Genomic DNA, 21,394 nt, shown 5'->3' on the forward strand with positions numbered 1-21,394 from the left:
ACCACTATGTATCCAATTATCAAACCCAGTAAGCCACCCATATGTGATGAGGCAACTTATGAATTAATGTATCAAAATTCAATTGATGATAGTGATTCATTTTGGGCGCAACAAGCCAAAGTATTCCTAGATTGGGATAAGGATTGGACGCAGGTCTCCAACGTTGATTATACAAAAGGTCAAATTGAGTGGTTTAAGGGTGGCGAGTTAAATGTTGCTTACAACTGCATTGATAGGCACTTACCAAAGCGTGCAAGCCAAACAGCCATTATTTGGGAAGGTGATGACCCTGAGGCGAGTCAACATATTACTTATCAACAACTTCATGATGAGGTGGCAAAACTTAGTAACGGTCTTAAAGCATTAGGGGTTGAAAAAGGCGATCGAGTTTGTATTTATATGCCGATGATTTTACAAGCAAGTTACGCTATGTTGGCTTGTGCTCGTATTGGTGCCATTCACTCTGTGGTATTTGGCGGCTTTTCACCAGAAGCATTAAAAGATAGAATTCTAGACTCTGAGTGTAAGATTGTTATTACCGCTGATGAGGGCATGCGCGGCGGTAAAGCTACCGCGTTAAAGGCAAATGTTGATCAAGCAGTTAGTGAGTGCGATTGCGTTGACAAAGTGATTGTGGTAAAGCGCACAGGTGATGATGTTAATTGGAATGATAGAGATGTTTGGTACCATGATTTAGTTGCTGATGTTTCAGCTGAATGTCCATGTGAGTCATTTGATGCTGAAACACCGCTATTTATCCTTTACACTTCTGGTTCCACTGGAAAGCCCAAAGGCGTGTTGCATACCTCAGGCGGCTATTTGCTTTATGCTGCGATGACGCATCAATATGTTTTTGATTATCAAGAAGGCGACATATATTGGTGTACAGCAGATGTTGGTTGGGTAACAGGGCATTCCTACATTGTTTACGGACCACTTGCAAATGGCGCAACCACATTAATGTTTGAAGGCATTCCAACTTATCCTGATGCCTCACGTTTTTGGCAAGTTATTGACAAACATCAAGTCAATAGTTTTTACACTGCACCGACAGTAATTCGCGCACTAATGGGTGCTGGCGATGAACATGTTATTAATACCTTACGTTCAAGTTTACGTATTTTGGGCACGGTTGGCGAGCCTATTAATCCTGAAGCGTGGGAATGGTATTATCACACTATTGGAAAAGGCAAGTGCCCTATTGTTGATACTTGGTGGCAAACAGAAACAGGCGGCCATATGATTACACCTTTGCCTTATGCAACTGCACTTAAGCCAGGGTCAGTCAGCAAGCCATTTTTTGGTATTGAGCCACAAGTTGTGAATGAAAAAGGTGAAATATTAACAGGTGAAGCCGAGGGTATTTTAGTACTAGCAAAGTCTTGGCCAGGGCAAATGCGCACTTTGTATAACAATCATCAGCGTTTTATGGAGACTTATTTTTCCACTTTTCCAGGTAAGTACTTTACAGGTGATGGTGTTAGGCGCGATGCTGATGGTTATTATTGGATTACTGGACGCGTAGATGATGTACTTAATATTTCCGGACATCGCCTAGGTACAGCAGAGATTGAATCTGCACTGGTTTTGCATGATGGTGTTTCAGAGGCTGCAGTGGTGGGCTATCCTCACGATATTAAAGGCCAGGGTATTTATGCTTATGTATCAATTATGAATGACGTTGAATCAACAGATGAGCTTAAAGCTGAATTGGTTAAATTAGTACGCCGTGAAATTGGACCTATTGCTACGGTAGATAAAATTCAATTTGCACCAAGTTTGCCAAAAACACGCAGTGGTAAAATTATGCGTAGAATTTTAAGAAAAATTGCACAAAATGATTATGATAATTTGGGCGATACTTCAACCTTGGCAGAGTCAAAAGTTGTTGAAGATTTGATTAAAAATAGAGTGGTTTAAGACTAAAATAGATTACTATTGTTTGTAAATGGCGTTATTCAACAATTAGCACTTTCTGAAAACTTTGTTTGATTTTATCTTTAAAACTTAGCATGCCATGCATTGTTGATGGTAACTCGTTTACATGTCGTTATCTAATGAAATAACTTTGCCAAATACTTTGTATTCTAAGCCCATGGTATTTTTAATATTATCACAGTAGTTTTGTACTTCTTCAGCAGTGTAAGAGATTAAGGTTGTCACACCAATAGCAGGCACAATAAGCCCTGTTATAGTAATGCCTGTTGAGGTTTCTTTTAATTTTTAATGCGGGCAATGCTTTTTGTGACTGTATTTTTATTTTGCTCTTCAAAGATACTTTTTAAATATTTAAGTCTTTCATCAGAGATTTGTAATTTTTCTTGAACTGAAGTTAGTGAACTTTTTAAAGTTTTTACCTTGGATCTTGCGTCATTTATTTGTAAAATTTCATCATTTAAAATATGACCTTTACTGGTTTGCCAATGAAAGCTTATCTTGTGCTTTTTTTAATGCTGAACGCGTTTTAATTAGCTGGTTATTGAGACTTTCCAATGCATTTGTACTGCTCGTGGTGGCAGAAGATTTGGTAATTTGCCTAGCATTATTAGGTTGAAGTGCTATAAGCTTAGTGTTGTATTCTTGTGTAAGACTGCTGATTTCATTGTTAAGTTTAATGACTTGGCTATTGTGGATAAAATAACCAACAATCAAAGCGATGGTTAAAACAATTGAGCTAAATAATGATTTATTTTCCATAATAACGCCTCAAAAAATTAAGATATATAATATTCTTACTTTAGCCATTTAGCAGCTTGCTTGGCATAATAAGTTAAAATACCATCAGCACCAGCACGCTTGAACGCCAACAAAGTTTCTAACACCACTTGCTCTTCCTTGAGCCAATTATTTTGTGCAGCCGCTTTTAACATGGCATATTCACCACTGACGTGATAAGCAAAAGTAGGGATACCAAAGGTTTGCTTGACTCGATAAACAATATCTAAGTAGGGCAACCCAGGTTTAATCATGACCATATCCGCACCTTCATCAATATCTAAACCCGCTTCACGAATTGCTTCATTAGAATTAGCAGGGTCCATTTGGTAAGTCTCTTTGCTAGATGAGTCTAAATTAGCCGAAGAGCCAACGGCATCCCTAAAAGGGCCATAATAATGGGAGGCGTATTTTGCAGAATAAGCCAAAATATTCGTATGAATAAACCCATTCTCTTCAAGCGCTTTACGAATGGCACCTATACGCCCATCCATCATATCACTTGGTGCCACGATATCGCTACCAGCTTGCGCATGAGATAAGGCTTGTTTGACTAAGACTTCAATGGTTTCATCGTTGAGTACATAGCCATCATCATCAGCCAAGCCATCTTGGCCATGCGTGGTAAATGGATCAAGTGCGACATCGGTAATCACTGCTAAGTTTGAATATTTTTGTTTGACGGCGTGTATAGCACGTTGTACCAAGCCATCTGGATTAAATGCTTCTTGTGCATCTAATGATTTTTTTTCTGTTGGAACAACAGGGAAAAGTGCGATGGCTTGAATACCTAGTTCAATCAATTCAGCCACTTCAATTAGTAATTGATCAATACTTAAACGCTCAATATCCGGCATTGAGTCAATACTTTGTCGTTTATTCTGACCCTCAATGATAAAAATTGGAAAGATTAAATCGCTGGCTGTTAGGTTGTTTTCACGTATTAATTTACGGGTATGTGCGTGTTTTCTCATACGACGTGGTCTATGGGTTAAAATTACCATTTTTGAATTTCAATTTAATATTTTCATTAATTATACCGTCAATGAGCCAGTCAAGCAAAACCTTAAAAAATATGTCAAACGTTAATGAGGCGTTTATCAAACCATTTCCCAGTTCTAATAAGATTTATGTGCAAGGGTCATGCAAAGATATTCAAGTACCTATGCGTGAGATTACACTTACAGATACCATTGGTGAGTTAGCAGAAAAAAATACCCCTATTCATGTTTATGACACCTCAGGTGTTTACACCGATCCTAATGTCGAGATTGATTTACGTAAAGGTCTTGGCAATATTAGAGCCACTTGGATTGAACAGCGAAATGACACTAAAATATTAACCAAACTGAGTTCTAATTTTTCTAATGAACGCCGAAATGATGCGCAGTTAGATACGCTACGCTTTGAGCATTTACAAGTGCCACGTCGTGCTAAAAATGCCAAAAATGTATCACAGATGCATTATGCTAAACAGGGCATTATTACGCCTGAGATGGAATACATCGCCATTCGTGAAAATTGTAAATGGCAAGAATATAAAGGCCAAATTGGCCAGCATAAAGGCGAAAGTTTTGGTGCTAATATTCCTGATGTAATCACACCTGAGTTTGTGCGCGATGAAGTTGCCAGAGGGCGTGCGGTAATTCCTGCTAATATTAACCATCCAGAAACAGAGCCGATGATTATTGGTCGTAATTTTATGGTTAAAATTAATGGCAATATCGGTAATTCTGCACTAGGTTCAAGTATTGAACAAGAGGTTGATAAAATGGTGTGGGGTATTCGCTGGGGCGCAGATACCATTATGGACCTTTCAACAGGTAAAAATATTCATGAAACTCGTGAATGGATTATCCGTAACTCACCTGTGCCTATTGGCACTGTACCTATTTATCAAGCATTAGAAAAAGTTAATGGCATCGCTGAGGATTTAACTTGGGAAGTGTTTCGTGACACCTTAATTGAGCAAGCTGAGCAGGGGGTAGATTATTTTACCATTCATGCAGGCGTACGTTTACAACATGTGCCACTGACTATTAATCGTATTACAGGCATTGTCTCTCGTGGCGGCTCAATTATGGCAAAGTGGTGTTTAGCACACCACACAGAGAGTTTTATTTATACACACTTTGAAGATATTTGTGAAATTATGAAGCAATATGATGTTACCTTTTCACTAGGCGATGGCTTACGTCCTGGCTGTATTGCTGATGCTAATGATGCGGCTCAATTTGGCGAATTAGAAACCTTGGGAGACCTTACCAAAATTGCTTGGAAGCATGATGTGCAAACTTTTATTGAAGGCCCTGGCCATGTTCCTATGCAGATGATTAAAGAGAATATGGATAAGCAACTAGAAGAATGCGGTGAAGCACCATTTTACACACTTGGTCCATTAACGACTGATATTGCACCAGGTTATGATCACATTACTAGTGCCATAGGTGCGGCACAAATTGGTTGGTATGGTTGTGCCATGCTTTGTTATGTGACACCAAAAGAGCATCTAGGCTTGCCCAATCAAGACGATGTTAAGCAAGGCATTATCGCTTATAAAATTGCAGCACATGCGGCTGACTTGGCCAAAGGACATCCGGGCGCACAAATTCGTGATAACGCCCTTTCCAAAGCGCGTTTTGAATTCAGATGGGAAGACCAATTTAATTTAGGTCTAGATCCAGATACAGCACGTAAATATCACGATGAAACTATGCCTAAACAAGCTGCAAAAACCTCGCATTTTTGTTCCATGTGCGGCCCTAAATTTTGTTCTATGAAAATTACTCAGGAGATTAAAACCATGGATGCAGAAGAGATCGCTAAGATTAATGCCATTCAAGTAGAAATGGATAAAAAATCGGCAGAATTTTTAAAGAATGACAGCGAAATTTACATGAAAGAAGGTGCTTAAATTTTTTGTCAATTTAATTAAAAAAATGACCCTTAATTTGTTCGACTGTTGTCTTAAATCTTAAAGTCTTTCAAATAGCATTGACCTGAAGGATTCAAGTTTTTGCAATGACAGTAGTTGTGTTTAGTTTGAAATACAACAAACCCTTTTAAGACATTCTCTTTACCTTGTTTTATAGCTTCTATATAAGCACTTTCAGTGATATTAAAACAGTAGCATAACTGCTTTTCATTGTTTTTAGTGTCACAACAACTCATTTTTTATATTGTAAATTTAAAATCACAAGGTAAGAAATTTCTTAATTAATTGCAATGTGTTTTTAACTGCACCTTGCTTACTATAAAGGTATTGTTGAGCGTTACTGCCTAATACTTTGCATTGTTTTTTATCATTTAATAGCACCATTATTTTTTTAAATAAACTCTCTACGTTTTGAATTTGAATGGCAGCGTTTTGTTTTAATAAATCTGATGATATTTCGGTAAAGTTAAATACATTAGGGCCAAATATAATGGGTTTGGCAAGGGCGGCAGGTTCAAGCATATTATGTCCGCCAGTGTTGTTTAAACTGCCCCCCATGAAAACAATATCAGCAATATCAAAGTAAGACATCATTTCATCCATAGAGTCACCTAAAAGAATTTGAGCATTTTGAGCAGGTTGGTTTTCTGAGCGACAAACAACATTAAGATTGGCATTTTTAGCTGATTTATAAACTGCATTGAAACGTTCTGGATGTCTTGGGATAATAACAAGTAAGGCATCAATGGTGTGTTTGTATTTTAAATATTCATTAATAATTTGTGCCTCTTCGCCTTCGTGAGTGCTGGAAAAAATAACAGCTTTACGTCTGCCAATTATCACCTGTAACTCATTACTTGTTGTTGAGTCAGGCTTTGTATTTTGATCAAATTTAATATTACCAGTTATGATTACATTATTATTCTTAGCACCTAATTCAATAAAACGACTAGCAGAATTTTGATTTTGAGCAGCAATCAAAGTGAGTTTGTTTAAGGTGGGCTTAATTAAATTGGCGGTAAATTTTTGATATTTTTCTTTTGATCGTTGTGATAATCTGGCATTGATAAGCAGTGTTGGAATGTTATTTTTGTTGAGTTCGTGGATTAGATTAGGCCAAATTTCTGTTTCTAGTAGTAGGCATATTTTTGGGTTAATTTTTTTAATATAACGCCTAACAATTAGTGGCAAATCATAAGGAAAATAAAGATGCAATACCTTATTTTGATAATGACTAATCACTGCATCAGAGCCTGTAGGTGTGGTTGTGGTAATTAATAATTTATGACTAGGGTATTGTTTAATAAGTTGGTTGATAATAACAATAGCTGCTTTAAATTCACCCATAGAAACACAATGTACCCAAATAACAGGCACTTGGATTTTAGCAATTAAGCCGAGTCGCTCGTTAATTCTTTGCCTAAATTTGGGTGTTTTTATGCCTTTAATCATTAACCTTAAAATAATAAAGGGTAATAAAAAATATCCTATAGTGCTGTAGAGACTTCGGTTCATTTTGGCAGTGGTATAATACGGTTCATTGTATTTTAGCGGTTTTGAAGTCCTTTATGAAATTTGTTGATTCTGCCAGTATTCGTATTGAGGCTGGCAAAGGTGGGGCAGGATGTTTAGGCTTTCGTAGAGAGAAATATATTCCTGATGGTGGTCCTGACGGCGGTGATGGCGGTGATGGCGGCCATGTGTATTTTCAAGGACAAGAAGGGTTAAACACGCTTAGTGAATTTCGTTTTAAGCGTTTGTTTAGGGCGAAAAATGGACAACCTGGGTCGGGTCAAAACAAGCGTGGAAAGTCAGCACAACATTTAACAGTTGAAATTCCACTGGGCACTAAAGTTTATGACCTTGAAACCGATGAGTTAATTGGTGAAATGATTGAGCATGAGCAAATCATGCTAGTTGCTAAAGGCGGCTTTCATGGTTTGGGCAATACACGGTTTAAATCTAGCATTAATCGTGCACCACGTAAAACCACGCCAGGTTCTCCAGGTGAGATGCGTGAGATTGGTTTAGAGTTAAGCATTATGGCTGATATCGGTCTTTTAGGCATGCCTAATGCGGGTAAATCAAGTCTGATTAGGCAAATTTCAAGCGCAAGACCCAAGGTGGCTGACTATCCATTTACCACGTTACACCCTTCGTTAGGTGTGGTGTCTTATTATGATGAACATATTGTCATGGCAGACATTCCGGGGTTGATTGAAAATGCCAACGAAGGCGTGGGTTTGGGGTTTGAGTTTTTAAAGCATTTGTCGCGTGCAAAAGCATTGTTACATGTGGTGGATATCTTGCCAGCTGATGGATCTGATCCAGTTGAGAATTTTTTAACCATTGAAAAAGAGCTAAAAAAATACGATCAAGAACTGGCCAGAAAGCCAAGATTATTAGTGATTAACAAAATGGATTTGTTGCCAGAGAGAGATAGAGATACTATGGTTCAAGGTTTATTAGAAAGCACTCGTTATAAAGGAAAGGTTTATAGTATTTCTGCTTTAAATGGCCTGGGCTGTAAAGATTTAGTGGCTAATTTGTTTAAACTAGTAAAAGAGAATGGGTAAGCAAAGATGGGTCATTAAAATTGGATCTGCACTTTTAACCAATGATGGTAAGGGCTTAGATAAAATCGCTATTGGCTCATGGGTAAAGCAAATTGTTAAATTAACTCAACAAAATATTGACATTATTTTGGTGTCAAGCGGTGCGATTGCTGAGGGTATGAAACGTTTAGGCTGGAACAAACGACCTGAGAATATACACAAACTTCAAGTTGCCGCTGCAGTTGGGCAAATGGGCTTGGTACAAACTTATGAATCTTTGTTTGCTAAACATGATATTCACACCGCACAAGTATTGTTAATTCATGATGATTTTGCCAAGCACAAACAAAGTGAAAACGTTCGTGCAACTTTAAATAATTTAATGGCATTAGGCATTGTACCAATTGTTAATGAAAACGACACAGTTGTCACAGATGAAATTAAATTAGGAGATAACGACACTTTGGCAGCATTAGTGGCTAATTTAGTGAAAGCGACTCAATTGGTTATTTTGACAGATCAAGGCGGTGTTTATGATGCTGATCCACGCCAAAATGTTAATGCTAAATTGATTGATAAAATCCATGTGAATGATGAAAGATTAACACAAGTTGCTAGCAGAGCAGGTGGCTTACTAGGTTCTGGTGGCATGTACACCAAAGTATTAGCAGCCAAAACAGCTGCTGAATCAAACACCATTACTATCATCGCCTCAGGCAGACAGACTGACGTTTTGTCTAAACTGGGCGCAGGTGAGCGCATTGGCACGCTTATCCATTGTTGATTGTATATTTAAAATGAATAAAAATTTAGCGATTTTTTAAGTCAGAAAATAGTGAAACCGTTAAAAAGATATTGCGGATATTTTTTTGGTAAGGAGTAATCTGTTATGTCAAGACATATTAAAGATATGTTATTTGACAATGGGGAATCAAAAAAGGCAATATGCACAAAATACATATTGTAAATTCTGATAAGCCAGTTACTTATTATTCTTTGTATAATATCTTAGCAGTTGACTGTCGCATTAATTCTATTATCGGCACCTTCTTTTGAGAAAAAGAAGTATATACTTAGCCGTATTTGCCAGATCAAAAAAATCAATTTAGATAAATTCACTCAAAATACTTGTATTCTGCCCATTGAAAACAACACAAGGCAATCTTTGAATCGTTATTTATATTTACGTATAAGTACGTAAGTAACGATTCAAAGGGTAAGTAATAATAGTAAAGAAATTAAACACATGGCAGGCTTGAAGTTTAAAAACTGGATAAGATAATAAAATTATTATGAGGCAATATTTACAATTATTTGAGTATTTAAAAGAATTTGCTAAATTACGTAATAAAGTAATAAAGAATATTGATTCACCTAAGCAATATGATTGTGTTTGGCTTGATACTATTCCTAATAATAGCATTATTTTTAATACCGTTAAAGCAGATAGCAAAGAAGATTTTTGGCTGAAACTTAAAAAACCAAAAGAGCTACAAGCGCCTATAAAACCACAAATACAAACACCCAAGGAGTTAATCAACTGGCTTGAAAATTTACATGATGAAGATATTGATATTGTTGTAAAAACAGAAATAGAACATAATGAAGTAACTCTATTTTTAGATGACTTGCTGCAATACCAAGAAAAACAGCAAGAATATCAGTAGCAAAAAGAAAAATATAACAAGTAATTAACCGAATACATAAAACTATTTAAACTTTATCAACATTTTTTTAAATTTTACGAAGAATTAAAAAATAATAGTGAAACCCATGAATTGATTATTGCTGTTGGTTTGTTCAATTATCAACAAAATAACGATACTCAAAAATATTGTCGTCATCTTGTCACTCAAATTGCTAATATTGAATACAATAAAGCCACTATCACAGTTAAGACAAGTGGTGAAAATTTAGAAGTTGAAGATGAATTCATTCTAATAGAGCTTGACAACAATAGCATTCAGGAGGCTGAGAAATTTTTTGAACAAGCTGTTGTTGATGAACAGAATGATGATATAGCTTTGTTAGATATAAAAGTGCAAACAAGGTTGTTAAAAATTTTGCAGATGGTGTCGATATGGAGCAATATTATGATCAAATATTTAAGCCCAAAATAACTAACTATAAAAGTATTTCTTATGCTCCAGCACTAATTCTAAGAAAGAAAAATACCAGTAAACTTAGTAAAGCATATGAACAAATTATAAAAACTTTAGAAAAGCAAGAACAGCCAAAAAAGATAAAACTTATTGATTACTTGCTTGGTCAAAATATACAAGATAATGAAAATTGAACTTCAAGCAAAATAACAACACCAGAAACTATTTATTTTCCATATCCTGCCAATCAAGAACAAGAAAAAGCACTTGACAAAATAAAATACCATAAGGCTCTTGTAGTGCAAGAGCTGCTTGGAACGGGAAAATCACATACCATTGCTAATTTAATTTGTCATTTGCAAGCAACAGGCAATAAAGTATTGGTAACTGCTCAAACTAAACGCGCTTTAGAAGTATTAAAGAATAAATTGCCTAATGAATACCAAAGTCTTGTGGTTAATTATTAGGGTAGTGACCAAGCCTCCAAAGATGATTTAAGTAGTAGTATTGAAGCGATTAAAAATAAATTAGAGAATTTTAATTACATTGATAAAACAAACGAAATAGACTAAGTTAAAAGAAAAATTTCTAAAGATACTAACAAATATAAAGAGATTGTTAGGCAGGGTACTCAGGAAACTAACAATCCTAAATATCAGGGTATGTTGGTTGATGTATTGGAGCAATTAAAAACTGATGAGCAACAATTTGAGTGGTATCAAGATAAATATAACGATTACGATGATAGAAATTTAGAAAATCAATTTAATAAGCTCATTGAATTTAATCAAATTTATACATCGTTGGATTTTGACACTGTTTTAGATATAAAAAAACTACCAATACCAGACCAAGTTAAACAATACTATCAATTAATAAAAAAGTATGGCGATTTGTCTTTGGAAGATCATGATATTCAAGAGCTAGAATGTTTAATTAATGAGTTGCCAGTATTAGAGGTGTTAAAAGAATTGGACAATATTACAATCACCCATCCTAATACAAACCTTAATATCCTAAAAAATCATGCGGAAACATTGTTGAGGTATTTAAATGATGGTAATCGATTAGAGGGTATTGGTTTTTCTGCTGGAAAGCTCTTTTTACCTAAAGAAATAAAAGAAAAACTCTATTTTGTTGAGGGGGTTAAAGTTAATGATAGCGACTGCGATACCATAGAAGAATTTGAACAAGTTATCAAAGATGTAAAACTGAAAAAAAATTTTGATAAATTAAAAAGAATATATAACGCTGATTTTGAGAATGAATATGAGAAAAAATTGTTGCTCTATCAAGAAATAATCTTATTATACAAATTAAAATCAGATAAGTATTTAGTGGATGTACATGCAAAAATTGACTTTACAAGACAAGGGCGGTATCAGAATTATCAGAACACCTGTGACAAGATAGAGCAGAAAAACCAGTTTAAGGAAATTCGACAACAATTAAGTGAAAAAATCCCTAGTACAATCGAAAAAATTCTTTCTGGCAGTGTAACTACTTTCACAGACTTGCAAGATGCATTTTACTTTAAGCACGCTCAAAATTATGTACAACGATTACCTAAAAGAGAGCGCAATAAGTGATTTAGAAAAAAGCATTAAATACAATAAAATTCAAGCGCAAAAATCAATTACCGATATTGGTGCAAATAAAGTATGGAAATATACAGTCAGAAAAGTTAAAAATAGAACATTAAAAACTGAGTTAAATCTTTGGGCAAAAGTAGTCAGTAATATTGGTAAAATAGAAAGTAAACGCACACAGAAGTGGCGAAAAATTGCTAAACAACAAATGCAGAAGTGTAAAGATGTTATTCCCTGTTGGATTATGCCATTACAACAGTTAGCAGATATCATTACCCCGCAACAAGAGATGTATGATCATATCATTGTGGATGAGGCTAGTCAATTAGGTATTGATGCCATGTTATTACTGTATTTGACTAAGAAAATTATTATTGTCGGTGATGATCAACAGATTGCACCTGAATATATTAGCGTTAATGAAGAAGAGGTTCAAAATGCTATTAATAGATATTTACAAGACATACCTCATAAAGAATATTATGGCACGACTGGTAGTTTTTTTGATCATGCAGGTGCTTATTTTGATAAAATCACTTTGCGTGAGCATTTTTGTTGTATACCTGAAATTATTGAATTTTCCAATTAATTATGCTACGCTCCTCATACTTCACTTTCCCCACTCAGGACTTATTCTGAAAAGTGCCTTGTTCCACTAAAAAATACATTTTGTGATACAGGGTATGTAGAGGGGAGAGGGAGGGCAGTGGCATCGACAACAAGCCTGAAGCGGAAGCTATTATTAGTACAATCGTTGAAATTATTAAAGATGATAAATATCAAAATAAAACTATTGGAGTTATTGTTTTACAAGGCAATGCTCAACAAGATATTATTCATAATTTATTGCTAGAAAAAGTTAACAGCAGAGACTACCAAGAAAGAAAAATAATGGTTGGTGGTCCTGCTTCATTTCAAGGTGATGAGCGAGATACTGTCTTTCTGAGTTTAATAACAGCCAATAATCATGATAGGAGGGCGCCGACAACAGATAAAGACAAAAGACGCTTTAATGTCTCCGTAAGTCGGGCTAAAGATCAATTATGGCTTTTCCATTCGGTGTGATTAGAAGATTTAACCAATCATAATGATTTTCGTTATAAACTTTTAGACTATATTGTTAATTACAATACGACAGAATTTGAACAGCGTCAGTTAATTTCTGTGCCTAATCCAAAACCGATGTATGGTGAAGAACCTAAACTGCCTCAACCTTTTAGAAGCTGGTTTGAAGTGGAGGTTTTAATGATATTATCAACAAAGGCCACAAAGTAGAACCCGCACATATAAGTAGCAATTTTATGAAGTTGATTTAGTTGTATTTTGTGCAGATGGCATAAAAATTGTTATTGAGTGTGATGGTGATTATTGGCATGGTGATGAGCAATATGAGAAAGATATGCAGCGTCAAGAAATATTAGAACGGGCGGGCTGGCAATTTTTTCGTATTCTTTATTCATACTATATTAATGATAAACATCAAGCAACCGCTCAACTTTGGGATGTATTGTTCAACCATTCTATCCAAGTAGAAACAAGAGTAAAAAAACAAGACAACATACAACTACAAGAGAAATCTACACAAGAAGAACAGATTAAAAATATAGAGTCTGAGCAGTTATCTATTTTCAAGCAAAGTGAGAATGAAGCAACAGAAACACTTTTTTTAATCTTTATCAATCAGGCAATTATATCGTTTCTAAAAGTGAAAAAGAAGATGCAGATTTTAGTTTAGCTATTGATGAAGAATATCAAAATGGTTTTAATGTAAAGACAAATAACAAACTACCTGGTTATTGTTAATCAAAAAAGATAAAATTATTGGCGTTACTTTTACTGAAAATGGTGAACAAAAGTTTAAAGCATATTTAACTGAAAGATTATCAACAAAAGATAATCTTTCTATACAAGGTTATAAAGTTATTTACAATAAAATTTTTACCAATGTGCAACACAATTGGATGCCAATTTCAGTCTATGATGACATTAAAAGAGTTACTCCCAAAAGTTTTAATGCTGATGGTAAAAAACTTGATAATAAGTATTATGAAAAGGAATGGCAAAGTTTGTAAAAATTAAAAAAATGGGTAAAGCCATTGCCATTTATCAAACTAAAAACAGATCGATTACTGGTGAAAAATTAGATAAAAATAACTTTTAAAGACTCTTTACAAGTTCAAAATTAACAAAGAATTAGGAATAAAATTAGTGTTAGCATATATCGGACTGGGTTCAAACCTTAACAACCCAAAACAACAAATTAAAGATGCGCTAATTGTGCTGAATGACACACAGGATGTGAAAGTGGTAGCGTTGTCGAGTTTGTATCAATCGCCACCCATTGACGGCTCAAAGCAGCCTGATTATATCAATGCCATGTGTCAGGTTGATACGCATTTAACTGCATTAGAATTGCTGTATGTTTGTCAAGGTATTGAGACCAAACAGCATCGTGTGCGCGAGAAAAAATGGGGTGCAAGAACCATTGACTTAGACATTATTATTTATGGTGTGCAAGTGATTGTTTCTAAGCAACTGATTGTTCCACACCCGCAAATAATGAATAGGGCGTTTGTATTGGCGCCACTAGCAGAACTAGAGCCTAATTTGAAGGTGCCAGTTTTAGGACCTATTCAAGATTTGATTGCTAAACTGGACATCACTAAATTGGTTAAATTATGAACATTGAAGCGTTAAAGAGTTTTAAACAATCTGGCGATAAAATTGCTTGCTTAACTGCTTATGACGCTTCATTTGCATCAGTTTTTGACACGTGCGGTATTGACATTATTTTAATAGGAGATTCGCTTGGTAACGTTATCCAAGGTGGTGAAAATACATTAGATGTAAGTATGGATGATATGGTTTACCACACACAAGCAGTTACCAAAGGTGCGCAAAATGCATTAAGGATTGCAGACATGCCTTATCAAAGTTATACCAATGCTGAACAAACTTTAACAAACGCCAAGCGTTTAATAATGGCGGGTGCGCAAATGGTAAAATTTGAAGGCGGGTGTGAGCATGAGGCGTCTTTTAAAATCTTGCAAGATAATGGCATTCCCGTTTGTGGTCACTTAGGCTTGCAGCCACAATCGGTAATAGAAATGGACGATTATAAGGTGCAAGGCAGAGACAAGCAAAGCGCTGATAAAATTATTAAAGATGCTTTGGCTTTGGTATCTTGGGGTGTTAAAGCAATCGTGCTAGAATGCGTCCCTGCTAATCTGGCTAAACAAGTGTCACAATCTTTAAGTATTCCTACTATTGGTATTGGTGCTGGCGTGAATTGTGATGGGCAAGTATTGGTAAGCTATGATATGCTGGGCATTCATGTAGGACACGTGCCAAAATTTGTTAAAAATTTCTTAATTGATAATGGTGATGTCAAGTCTGCTGTCGATGCTTTTATCAAAGCGGTAAAAGATAAGTCTTTTCCAGGTGAAGAGCATAGTTATTAATGCAGTTGTGTTATCAAAATACTCAAATAACCAAGCTGGTTAACGACTGGCACGCACAAGGCAAAACCGTTGCGTTTGTGCCTACAATGGGTGGATTGCACCAAGGACATTTGTCATTAATTGACATTGCTAAACAAAAAGCCGATAAAGTCATTGTTAGTATTTTTGTTAATCCAGCCCAATTTGGCAAAAATGAAGATTTAGATAGTTATCCACGCACGCTTAATGCTGATTTAGTAGCATTAGAGGCAAATGTTGACGGTGTTTTTATTCCAGATGTTAAACAAGTTTATCCCAATGGCATCAGCAAACATATTGATGTTGGTAAGATTGGGCAAATTTTATGTGGTAAAACACGCCCGCATTTTTTTAATGGGGTGGCACAGGTTGTTGAAATATTGTTTGGAATTATGCGTCCTGATGTTGCAGTTTTTGGTCAAAAAGACTATCAGCAACTGTTGGTCATTAGACAAATGGTCAAGAATTTATCACTGAATATATGCATAGAATCTGGTGAAATCATTAGAGAAAAAAGCGGCTTAGCAATGAGTACTCGCAACCAGTATTTATCTGAAAATGAGGTTAAAATTGCCACTAATCTGTACAAAAATTTATTTTATCTTAAGTGTGAAATTTTAAAAAATAAAAAAATTGATGCGTTAAAGCAATTAGCAGAATTTAACTTAAAGAAACACTTTAAATTGGACTATCTTGAGGTGTTGGATGCGAATACCCTTAGAAAAATTACTGATAATACACATCAAATTATTATATTATCTGCAGTGTTGTTAGGCTCTGTGCGACTCATTGACAATTTAATTTTTAAAAAAGGATAACCATGTTTAGTATTACCGACGAAGCAAAAGTTTATGTGGCTGATTTATTTGCCCAACAAGATGAAAAAGACCTTGGCTTAAAGGTGGATGTTGAAAAAGCCGGCACACCTGTCGCCGCCGTCACTTTTAATTTTTGCTTTCCTAAAGAGTTAAGTAAAACGTATCAAAAATTTGAATATGAAGGATTTTATGCTTATATTGATGAGTTAAATTTTGAGTACTTGAAAAACTCAGAAGTGGCATTAAAAGATGCAGGTACTGGTAAGAAATTAACAATCACTGCGCCTAATGCTAAAGGTGAAGAGCCAAAAGAAGACGCTTCTCTTGAAGAAAAAATCAAATACGTTATTGCTGCTGATATCAGTCCCGGACTTGCCTCTCATGGTGGTTTTGTTGAACTGGTTGAGATTACTAAGCAGATGGACGTTATTCTTAATTTTGGTGGCGGTTGTCAGGGCTGTTCATCGGTTAAATCCACTTTAGAACAGGGTGTTGAAGCACAGCTTAAAGCGCGCTTTCCAGAGATTAAATCAGTACGTGATGTAACAGACCACTCCAATACTGATAACGCTTATATGTAAGTAACACTCTGCTGGGTTTGAGATAATATGGTGTAAACTTAGTGGTTATGATTATTACTATTGATGCCAGTGTTAAAGAGCGTAGAGACGCTAAAGTAGCGCACGAATTGTTCACTATTAATACAGTCATTGTCCATTTATTTCTTACTCTAGGTTTGATTAAATTGCTAAATACTGATATGAGCAGTGCGATTAGTTTGTCTATTTTAATTTCCTTCATAATCATCATCTATACTTATTTTCGGACTAAAAAAGCCCAAAGCAACGACCCGTATCTAGTTTATTTACACTGGCAGCTTTCGCTTAATCGTTACAAATTACTGATTGGTGCTTATATTTTTTATTTTTTAGTGACTTCGCTAACGTTGATTATTTCAAACGATGCGCCTGCAAGCATGGACGGTACAAGAATTATTGATTCAATTTTGAGTTTGTTAGGCGTGGTGCCATTATTTTTTTGTATTTTAGTATCTGTTGTGTTGGGCTCTGGCTCAATGTTTAATGCGGGTCGTGGTGAAGTTGATCAAAAACTGGCGCAAAAATACCCACAAAGTTAGTGAATGAGTTTTCTTTAATTGAAACCTATTTTAATTGGGGTAGTTCAAATTTAGCCAATTTGGGTATCGGTGATGATTGTGCCGTTATTAACATAGATACTAATTACCAATTAGTAACCAGTGTTGATACTTTGATTGAAAGTGTGCATTTTCCTTCAAATACCAGTGCCAGTGATATTGCTTACAAATCCCTGGCAGTTAATTTAAGTGATTTGGCAGCAATGGGCGCACGCGCAAAATATTTCACACTTGCGTTAACATTGCCAAATATCAATAAAAAATGGCTTAGTCAGTTCTCTACCTCACTTAAATCTTTAGCAAATGAATTTGGTATTGTACTGGTTGGCGGTGATACCACAAAAGGCGCACTTAGCATCACCATCAATGTTACTGGTGTGGTTGAAAAGAACAAGGCTTTATTGCGCTCATCTGCCAAAATGGGGGATTTGATTTTTGTGTCTAATACGATTGGCAATGCAGCTTATGCTTGGAAACAATTACAAAACAACCAAACACCTTCTGAGTACGTTATTAACCAATTTAATCGACCAAAACCACAACTATTTTTAGGGCAGCAACTATCAGACATTGCCAATGCCTGTATTGATATTTCTGATGGTTTGGAGCAAGATTTAACACATATTTTGACTCGTTCTAACGTAGGCGCAAGTATCAATCTTGATGATATTCCATTGATTAATGAAGTTAAAACTTATATTAAAAAGACCAATGACTGGTGTTTGGTGCTTGCAGGTGGTGATGATTATGAATTATGTTTTACTACGCCAGTTAAAAATATGGATTTATTAAAAGCATTACAAAGTAAAAACGATATTAAAGTTACCCAAATTGGCATTATTAACGACTCTATGGTGTTAACTAAGATTGGATCTTTTGATAAGCAGTGTTGTTCTTATCAACATTTCTAATTGACGAGCAGATATTTTCTGATCGTGCAATGTATGTTTAAACTTCTTTTTTCTCTGCAATGGTTTTGCAATCAATGCATTCGTCAGCAGTAGGACGCGCCTCTAGTCGTACTAAGGAAATTTCAGCACCACAGGTTTTACAAAAGCCATAATCACCTAGTTCAATAATGTGCAAAGTTTTGTCAATTTTGCCAATCAGTTTTCTTTCACGGTCGCGTGTTCTTAACTCTAAAGCAAATTCTTCTTCAAGGGTGGCTCTGTCGTTAATATCAGCAACTTGATTTGAATCTTCCTGGATATGATTAATAGTTGATTCAGCATCATCAACCAATTGTTCTCTCCATGAATTTAATTTATTTTTAAAATGCTCAAGCTGAGTATCATTCATAAATTCCTCATTTTTTTTAGGCCGGTAATTAGGAATTTCTTGGTAGTTTGGTTGTGACATAATAACTAGATTAATTAAAAAAAGTATACTTATACCTAAACTGCTTTAAAATAGCAATTTATTTTTTACATTTCTCATTATAAATTTTTTATGGCATTAGAAGCATTAATTTTTGACGTTGACGGAACTTTGGCAAATACTGAGCGTGATGGGCATTTGAAGGCCTTTAATTTAGCATTTAAAGAATTGGGCTTAGATTGGCATTGGTCAAACGAGGCTTATCACGAACTACTCAATGTGACAGGAGGGCAACTGCGGATTAAATATTATTTAAAAAAATACAACCCAATATTTGAACATCAATATTTGGATGATTTTGTTGCCTCCATCCATCAGTTAAAAACTAAAATTTATGTGAGTTTGATGGACGAAGGCGCAGTGCCTTTGCGAATAGGTGTTAAGCGTTTGTTTAATGAGGCAAGAAAAGCCAATCTTAGATTGGCAATTGCCACAACAACAACCCTTGCTAATGTTGATGCCTTGATTGCAAATACATTAGGAGCTGAAGCACTAGATTGGTTTGAAGTGGTTGGTGCTGGTAATATTACGCCAAAGTTAAAGCCAGCCGGTGATATTTATACTTATGTATTAAAACAAATGAACTTAGACCCCACAAAATGCTTAGCTTTTGAAGATTCGCATAATGGTATTATTTCAGCAACACAAGCTGGACTTAAAACCATTATTACAGTTAACGAATATACAGACAAGCATGAATTTGATGGTGCGCTGGTCGTGCTTGACCATTTGGGTGATAAAGACAAACCTTTTAGCTTAATCAAAGGCAATACAACTAATGCAACTTGTGTTGATGTGGCATATTTACGAGAACTGCATGCAACGTATTGTTGATTTAGCGAACGATACACGTGTTTATGAGGTGGTAAGTGTTACGCCATTGTCTTTTGCGCCTCAATTGTCTAAGCGCACTTGTAACAGGATTTATCTTAAAAGAGAAGATAAACTGGCTATTCACACCTTCAAACTTCGAGGCGCGTATCAGAAAATTTCAAACCTGTCTGCCAAGCAAGCCTCTAAAGGTGTCGTAGCGTCAAGTGCAGGTAATCACGCACAGGGTGTTGCCCTGTCTGCTAAAAAATTAGGCATTAGTGCAATTATTGTTATGCCACTTTCAACGCCTAGAATTAAAGTTAATGCTGTTGAGCAATTAGGAGCAAAAGTTGTTTTATGTGGTGATGTGTATGATGATGCTTATCAATATGCCAAACAGTTAGAAAAAAGCCAAGATTTGGTCTTTATTCACGCCTTTGATGATGTTGAAGTCATGGCAGGGCAGGCAACCATTGCTAAGGAATTATTAGAGCAACTACCAAGCATGGATAAGGTTTTTATTCCTGTTGGTGGTGGTGGTTTAATTGCTGGCATGGCGACTTATATCAAGCATTATGCACCCAATATTAAAGTAATTGGTGTTGAGCCAGAAGACTCGCCCACACTTTATCAAACATTGAAAAACAACAAGCGCGTGGTATTAAAAGATGTAGGGTGTTTTGCTGATGGCGTGGCAGTTAAACAAATCGGTAAGCAAACTTACCCCATTGCCAAGCAAGTGGTTGATGAGGTAATTTTGGTTAGTAACGATGAGATTTGCGTTGCTATTAAAGATATTTATGAAGATGTGCGTTCAATTGCTGAACCTGCAGGCGCATTAGCAACTGCCGGCGTGAAAAAATATATTGAAAATAACAATATAAAAAATGAAAACATTGTCTCAATCGTATCAGGTGCAAATGTCAATTTTGACCGTTTACGTTATATTTCAGAACGTGCTGATTTAGGTGAGCATAATGAAGCCATTATTGCCGTTACTATTGATGAAAAACCAGGAAGTTTTTTAACATTCTGTCAAATGTTAGACAATCACGCAATCACTGAGTTTAATTATCGTTTTGGATCTGACGCTCAAGCACGCATTTTTGTTGGTGTGGCTTTGAATGAAGGATTAATCGAAAAAAAAGCCTTACTGGACAAGCTATCAAAATCATTTGATGTGTTAGACATGAGCGATAATTCAATTGCAAAAACACACATTCGTTACATGGTAGGTGGTCGTGCAACTTGTGAAAATGAAGTGATTTATCGTTTTGAATTTCCTGAACGACCAGGCGCTTTGCTTAATTTCCTAAAAAAAATTGGTAGTCATTGGAATATTTCATTATTTCACTATCGCAATCATGGTGCTGATTTTAGTCGTGTATTAATTGGTTTACAAGCCAGTGATGCATCTAAACTTGAGCAAAAATTTGATGAGTTAGGCTATTTTTATCAAAATGAAACCAATAATAAAGCCTATCAATATTTTTTATAATAACTCGTCAACATCAGTAAGTAAATCAGTCACACCAATATTCAAACACTTGGCAATGTTAGCTAAATGCTCAATGTTAAAGCGCTTATCTCTGTAATTCGTTTCAGCCATAGCAATTGGGCTGGCAGATTGATAACCTAATTTGGTTGACAATGCTAATTGAGTTAAGCCTTTATCTTTTCTGTGGTTCTTAACATTTTTCTAATTTAATTTTTTTATAAATCTACTAGTAGAAGATTTTTTTGATTTAATCATGCATTCAACAGAGTTCAAGATAGCATTTAAATTTAAGTGATTATAAAAATCTCTAATAAATTTTTAATTATTGTTTTTATGCTAGAAATAGTGAAAAAATTA

Annotated in this window: 25 protein-coding genes and 1 pseudogene; 20 read left to right on the forward strand and 6 right to left on the reverse strand. The window is 35.4% G+C overall.

Annotation, left to right across the window (positions count from 1 at the left end; translation table 11 throughout):
- The first annotated feature begins 6 nt into the window (after positions 1-6).
- Positions 7-1,920: an acetate--CoA ligase gene (gene acs, locus CVPH_RS02355; RefSeq protein WP_201341907.1), complete on the forward strand. Its 1,914-nt coding sequence runs from the start codon at positions 7-9 to the stop codon at positions 1,918-1,920.
- Positions 1,921-2,040: 120 nt separating this feature from the next.
- Here the strand turns inward: acs and CVPH_RS02360 are convergent, their stop codons facing one another.
- The 3 genes from CVPH_RS02360 to hemB all read right to left on the reverse strand — a co-directional run bounded on the left by CVPH_RS02360 (position 2,041) and on the right by hemB (position 3,719).
- Positions 2,041-2,178, reverse strand: coding sequence for a hypothetical protein (locus tag CVPH_RS02360; protein WP_201341908.1), 138 nt, complete (start codon positions 2,176-2,178; stop codon positions 2,041-2,043).
- A 231-nt stretch (positions 2,179-2,409) separates the two neighbouring features.
- The gene (locus tag CVPH_RS02365) at positions 2,410-2,697 is read right to left on the reverse strand and encodes a hypothetical protein (protein ID WP_201341909.1); all 288 of its coding nucleotides are present in this window, start codon (positions 2,695-2,697) and stop codon (positions 2,410-2,412) included.
- 35 nt (positions 2,698-2,732) lie between these two features.
- Positions 2,733-3,719, reverse strand: a complete 987-nt coding sequence (hemB, locus tag CVPH_RS02370; RefSeq protein WP_201341910.1) for a porphobilinogen synthase — start codon at positions 3,717-3,719, stop codon at positions 2,733-2,735.
- A gap of 41 nt (positions 3,720-3,760) precedes the next feature.
- Here hemB and thiC point away from each other — a divergent pair, with 41 nt between their 5' ends.
- On the forward strand, positions 3,761-5,629 hold the full coding sequence (thiC, locus tag CVPH_RS02375) for a phosphomethylpyrimidine synthase ThiC (protein WP_281064663.1): 1,869 nt from the start codon (positions 3,761-3,763) through the stop codon (positions 5,627-5,629).
- Positions 5,630-5,908: 279 nt separating this feature from the next.
- On the opposite strand, the gene waaA is transcribed toward thiC, so the two are convergent.
- Positions 5,909-7,165: a lipid IV(A) 3-deoxy-D-manno-octulosonic acid transferase gene (gene waaA, locus CVPH_RS02380; protein WP_201341912.1), complete on the reverse strand. Its 1,257-nt coding sequence runs from the start codon at positions 7,163-7,165 to the stop codon at positions 5,909-5,911.
- Between the two features lie 53 nt (positions 7,166-7,218).
- Between waaA and cgtA the strand changes: the two genes are divergently transcribed.
- The 16 genes and pseudogenes from cgtA to thiL all read left to right on the forward strand — a co-directional run bounded on the left by cgtA (position 7,219) and on the right by thiL (position 18,260).
- A complete protein-coding gene (gene cgtA / locus CVPH_RS02385; protein ID WP_201341913.1) occupies positions 7,219-8,226 on the forward strand; it encodes an Obg family GTPase CgtA in 1,008 nt (335 codons plus the stop codon).
- On the forward strand, positions 8,219-8,989 hold the full coding sequence (gene proB / locus CVPH_RS02390) for a glutamate 5-kinase (RefSeq protein WP_201341914.1): 771 nt from the start codon (positions 8,219-8,221) through the stop codon (positions 8,987-8,989). Before cgtA ends, proB begins: the two co-directional genes overlap by 8 nt.
- A gap of 508 nt (positions 8,990-9,497) precedes the next feature.
- The gene (locus tag CVPH_RS02395; protein ID WP_201341915.1) at positions 9,498-9,872 is read left to right on the forward strand and encodes a hypothetical protein; all 375 of its coding nucleotides are present in this window, start codon (positions 9,498-9,500) and stop codon (positions 9,870-9,872) included.
- 111 nt (positions 9,873-9,983) lie between these two features.
- Positions 9,984-10,325: a hypothetical protein gene (locus CVPH_RS02400; protein WP_201341916.1), complete on the forward strand. Its 342-nt coding sequence runs from the start codon at positions 9,984-9,986 to the stop codon at positions 10,323-10,325.
- 281 nt (positions 10,326-10,606) lie between these two features.
- Positions 10,607-10,774, forward strand: a complete 168-nt coding sequence (locus tag CVPH_RS02405) for a DEAD/DEAH box helicase family protein (protein ID WP_245396177.1) — start codon at positions 10,607-10,609, stop codon at positions 10,772-10,774.
- Between the two features lie 195 nt (positions 10,775-10,969).
- Complete coding sequence (locus CVPH_RS02410) at positions 10,970-11,896, forward strand: hypothetical protein (RefSeq protein ID WP_201341917.1); 927 nt, start codon at positions 10,970-10,972, stop codon at positions 11,894-11,896.
- Positions 11,859-12,485: a hypothetical protein gene (locus CVPH_RS02415; RefSeq protein WP_201341918.1), complete on the forward strand. Its 627-nt coding sequence runs from the start codon at positions 11,859-11,861 to the stop codon at positions 12,483-12,485. The genes CVPH_RS02410 and CVPH_RS02415 overlap by 38 nt, the downstream gene beginning before the upstream one ends.
- Positions 12,486-12,607: 122 nt before the next feature.
- Positions 12,608-12,961 (forward strand): AAA domain-containing protein, encoded by a 354-nt coding sequence (locus CVPH_RS11145; protein WP_201342404.1) that lies wholly within the window; start codon positions 12,608-12,610, stop codon positions 12,959-12,961.
- Between the two features lie 247 nt (positions 12,962-13,208).
- Positions 13,209-13,631: pseudogene (locus CVPH_RS02425) on the forward strand (PDDEXK-like endonuclease domain-containing protein); the annotation flags it as partial.
- A gap of 61 nt (positions 13,632-13,692) precedes the next feature.
- Complete coding sequence (locus CVPH_RS02430) at positions 13,693-13,968, forward strand: hypothetical protein (protein WP_201341919.1); 276 nt, start codon at positions 13,693-13,695, stop codon at positions 13,966-13,968.
- Positions 13,969-14,104: 136 nt separating this feature from the next.
- Positions 14,105-14,578, forward strand: coding sequence for a 2-amino-4-hydroxy-6-hydroxymethyldihydropteridine diphosphokinase (folK, locus tag CVPH_RS02435; RefSeq protein ID WP_201341920.1), 474 nt, complete (start codon positions 14,105-14,107; stop codon positions 14,576-14,578).
- Positions 14,575-15,357, forward strand: a complete 783-nt coding sequence (gene panB, locus CVPH_RS02440; protein ID WP_201341921.1) for a 3-methyl-2-oxobutanoate hydroxymethyltransferase — start codon at positions 14,575-14,577, stop codon at positions 15,355-15,357. Before folK ends, panB begins: the two co-directional genes overlap by 4 nt.
- The gene (gene panC, locus CVPH_RS02445; RefSeq protein ID WP_201341922.1) at positions 15,357-16,193 is read left to right on the forward strand and encodes a pantoate--beta-alanine ligase; all 837 of its coding nucleotides are present in this window, start codon (positions 15,357-15,359) and stop codon (positions 16,191-16,193) included. Before panB ends, panC begins: the two co-directional genes overlap by 1 nt.
- Before the next feature lie 2 nt (positions 16,194-16,195).
- Positions 16,196-16,774: an NfuA family Fe-S biogenesis protein gene (locus CVPH_RS02450; RefSeq protein WP_201341923.1), complete on the forward strand. Its 579-nt coding sequence runs from the start codon at positions 16,196-16,198 to the stop codon at positions 16,772-16,774.
- A gap of 47 nt (positions 16,775-16,821) precedes the next feature.
- On the forward strand, positions 16,822-17,331 hold the full coding sequence (locus CVPH_RS02455) for a hypothetical protein (protein WP_201341924.1): 510 nt from the start codon (positions 16,822-16,824) through the stop codon (positions 17,329-17,331).
- Positions 17,331-18,260 (forward strand): thiamine-phosphate kinase, encoded by a 930-nt coding sequence (gene thiL, locus CVPH_RS02460; protein WP_201341925.1) that lies wholly within the window; start codon positions 17,331-17,333, stop codon positions 18,258-18,260. Before CVPH_RS02455 ends, thiL begins: the two co-directional genes overlap by 1 nt.
- Before the next feature lie 37 nt (positions 18,261-18,297).
- Here thiL and dksA read toward each other — a convergent pair whose 3' ends face one another.
- The gene (gene dksA / locus CVPH_RS02465) at positions 18,298-18,708 is read right to left on the reverse strand and encodes an RNA polymerase-binding protein DksA (protein WP_201341926.1); all 411 of its coding nucleotides are present in this window, start codon (positions 18,706-18,708) and stop codon (positions 18,298-18,300) included.
- A gap of 90 nt (positions 18,709-18,798) precedes the next feature.
- Between dksA and CVPH_RS02470 the strand changes: the two genes are divergently transcribed.
- Positions 18,799-19,560: an HAD-IA family hydrolase gene (locus CVPH_RS02470; RefSeq protein WP_201341927.1), complete on the forward strand. Its 762-nt coding sequence runs from the start codon at positions 18,799-18,801 to the stop codon at positions 19,558-19,560.
- Positions 19,544-21,037 carry a threonine ammonia-lyase, biosynthetic gene (gene ilvA / locus CVPH_RS02475; RefSeq protein ID WP_201341928.1) on the forward strand — a complete coding sequence of 498 codons (1,494 nt, stop codon included), beginning with the start codon at positions 19,544-19,546 and terminating at the stop codon, positions 21,035-21,037. The genes CVPH_RS02470 and ilvA overlap by 17 nt, the downstream gene beginning before the upstream one ends.
- On the opposite strand, the gene CVPH_RS02480 is transcribed toward ilvA, so the two are convergent.
- On the reverse strand, positions 21,032-21,190 hold the full coding sequence (locus CVPH_RS02480; protein WP_201341929.1) for a hypothetical protein: 159 nt from the start codon (positions 21,188-21,190) through the stop codon (positions 21,032-21,034). The two genes, ilvA and CVPH_RS02480, sit on opposite strands and share 6 nt — an antisense overlap.
- Positions 21,191-21,394 lie beyond the last annotated feature (204 nt).

The sequence above is a fragment of the Abyssogena phaseoliformis symbiont OG214 genome (assembly GCF_016592595.1).
Taxonomy (GTDB): domain Bacteria; phylum Pseudomonadota; class Gammaproteobacteria; order PS1; family Pseudothioglobaceae; genus Ruthia.

Coding starts and splice junctions, on each gene's coding strand:
- thiC (WP_281064663.1), top strand. CDS start 3,761: ATGAGCCAGTCAAGCAAAACCTTAAAAAATATGTCAAACGTTAATGAG.
- cgtA (WP_201341913.1), top strand. CDS start 7,219: ATGAAATTTGTTGATTCTGCCAGTATTCGTATTGAGGCTGGCAAAGGT.
- waaA (WP_201341912.1), bottom strand. CDS start 7,165: ATGAACCGAAGTCTCTACAGCACTATAGGATATTTTTTATTACCCTTT.
- CVPH_RS02395 (WP_201341915.1), top strand. CDS start 9,498: ATGAGGCAATATTTACAATTATTTGAGTATTTAAAAGAATTTGCTAAA.
- proB (WP_201341914.1), top strand. CDS start 8,219: ATGGGTAAGCAAAGATGGGTCATTAAAATTGGATCTGCACTTTTAACC.
- CVPH_RS02415 (WP_201341918.1), top strand. CDS start 11,859: ATGTACAACGATTACCTAAAAGAGAGCGCAATAAGTGATTTAGAAAAA.
- CVPH_RS02450 (WP_201341923.1), top strand. CDS start 16,196: ATGTTTAGTATTACCGACGAAGCAAAAGTTTATGTGGCTGATTTATTT.
- panB (WP_201341921.1), top strand. CDS start 14,575: ATGAACATTGAAGCGTTAAAGAGTTTTAAACAATCTGGCGATAAAATT.
- dksA (WP_201341926.1), bottom strand. CDS start 18,708: ATGTCACAACCAAACTACCAAGAAATTCCTAATTACCGGCCTAAAAAA.
- CVPH_RS02470 (WP_201341927.1), top strand. CDS start 18,799: ATGGCATTAGAAGCATTAATTTTTGACGTTGACGGAACTTTGGCAAAT.
- hemB (WP_201341910.1), bottom strand. CDS start 3,719: ATGGTAATTTTAACCCATAGACCACGTCGTATGAGAAAACACGCACAT.
- panC (WP_201341922.1), top strand. CDS start 15,357: ATGCAGTTGTGTTATCAAAATACTCAAATAACCAAGCTGGTTAACGAC.
- ilvA (WP_201341928.1), top strand. CDS start 19,544: ATGCAACGTATTGTTGATTTAGCGAACGATACACGTGTTTATGAGGTG.
- CVPH_RS02410 (WP_201341917.1), top strand. CDS start 10,970: ATGTTGGTTGATGTATTGGAGCAATTAAAAACTGATGAGCAACAATTT.
- CVPH_RS02365 (WP_201341909.1), bottom strand. CDS start 2,697: ATGGAAAATAAATCATTATTTAGCTCAATTGTTTTAACCATCGCTTTG.
- CVPH_RS02455 (WP_201341924.1), top strand. CDS start 16,822: ATGATTATTACTATTGATGCCAGTGTTAAAGAGCGTAGAGACGCTAAA.
- acs (WP_201341907.1), top strand. CDS start 7: ATGTATCCAATTATCAAACCCAGTAAGCCACCCATATGTGATGAGGCA.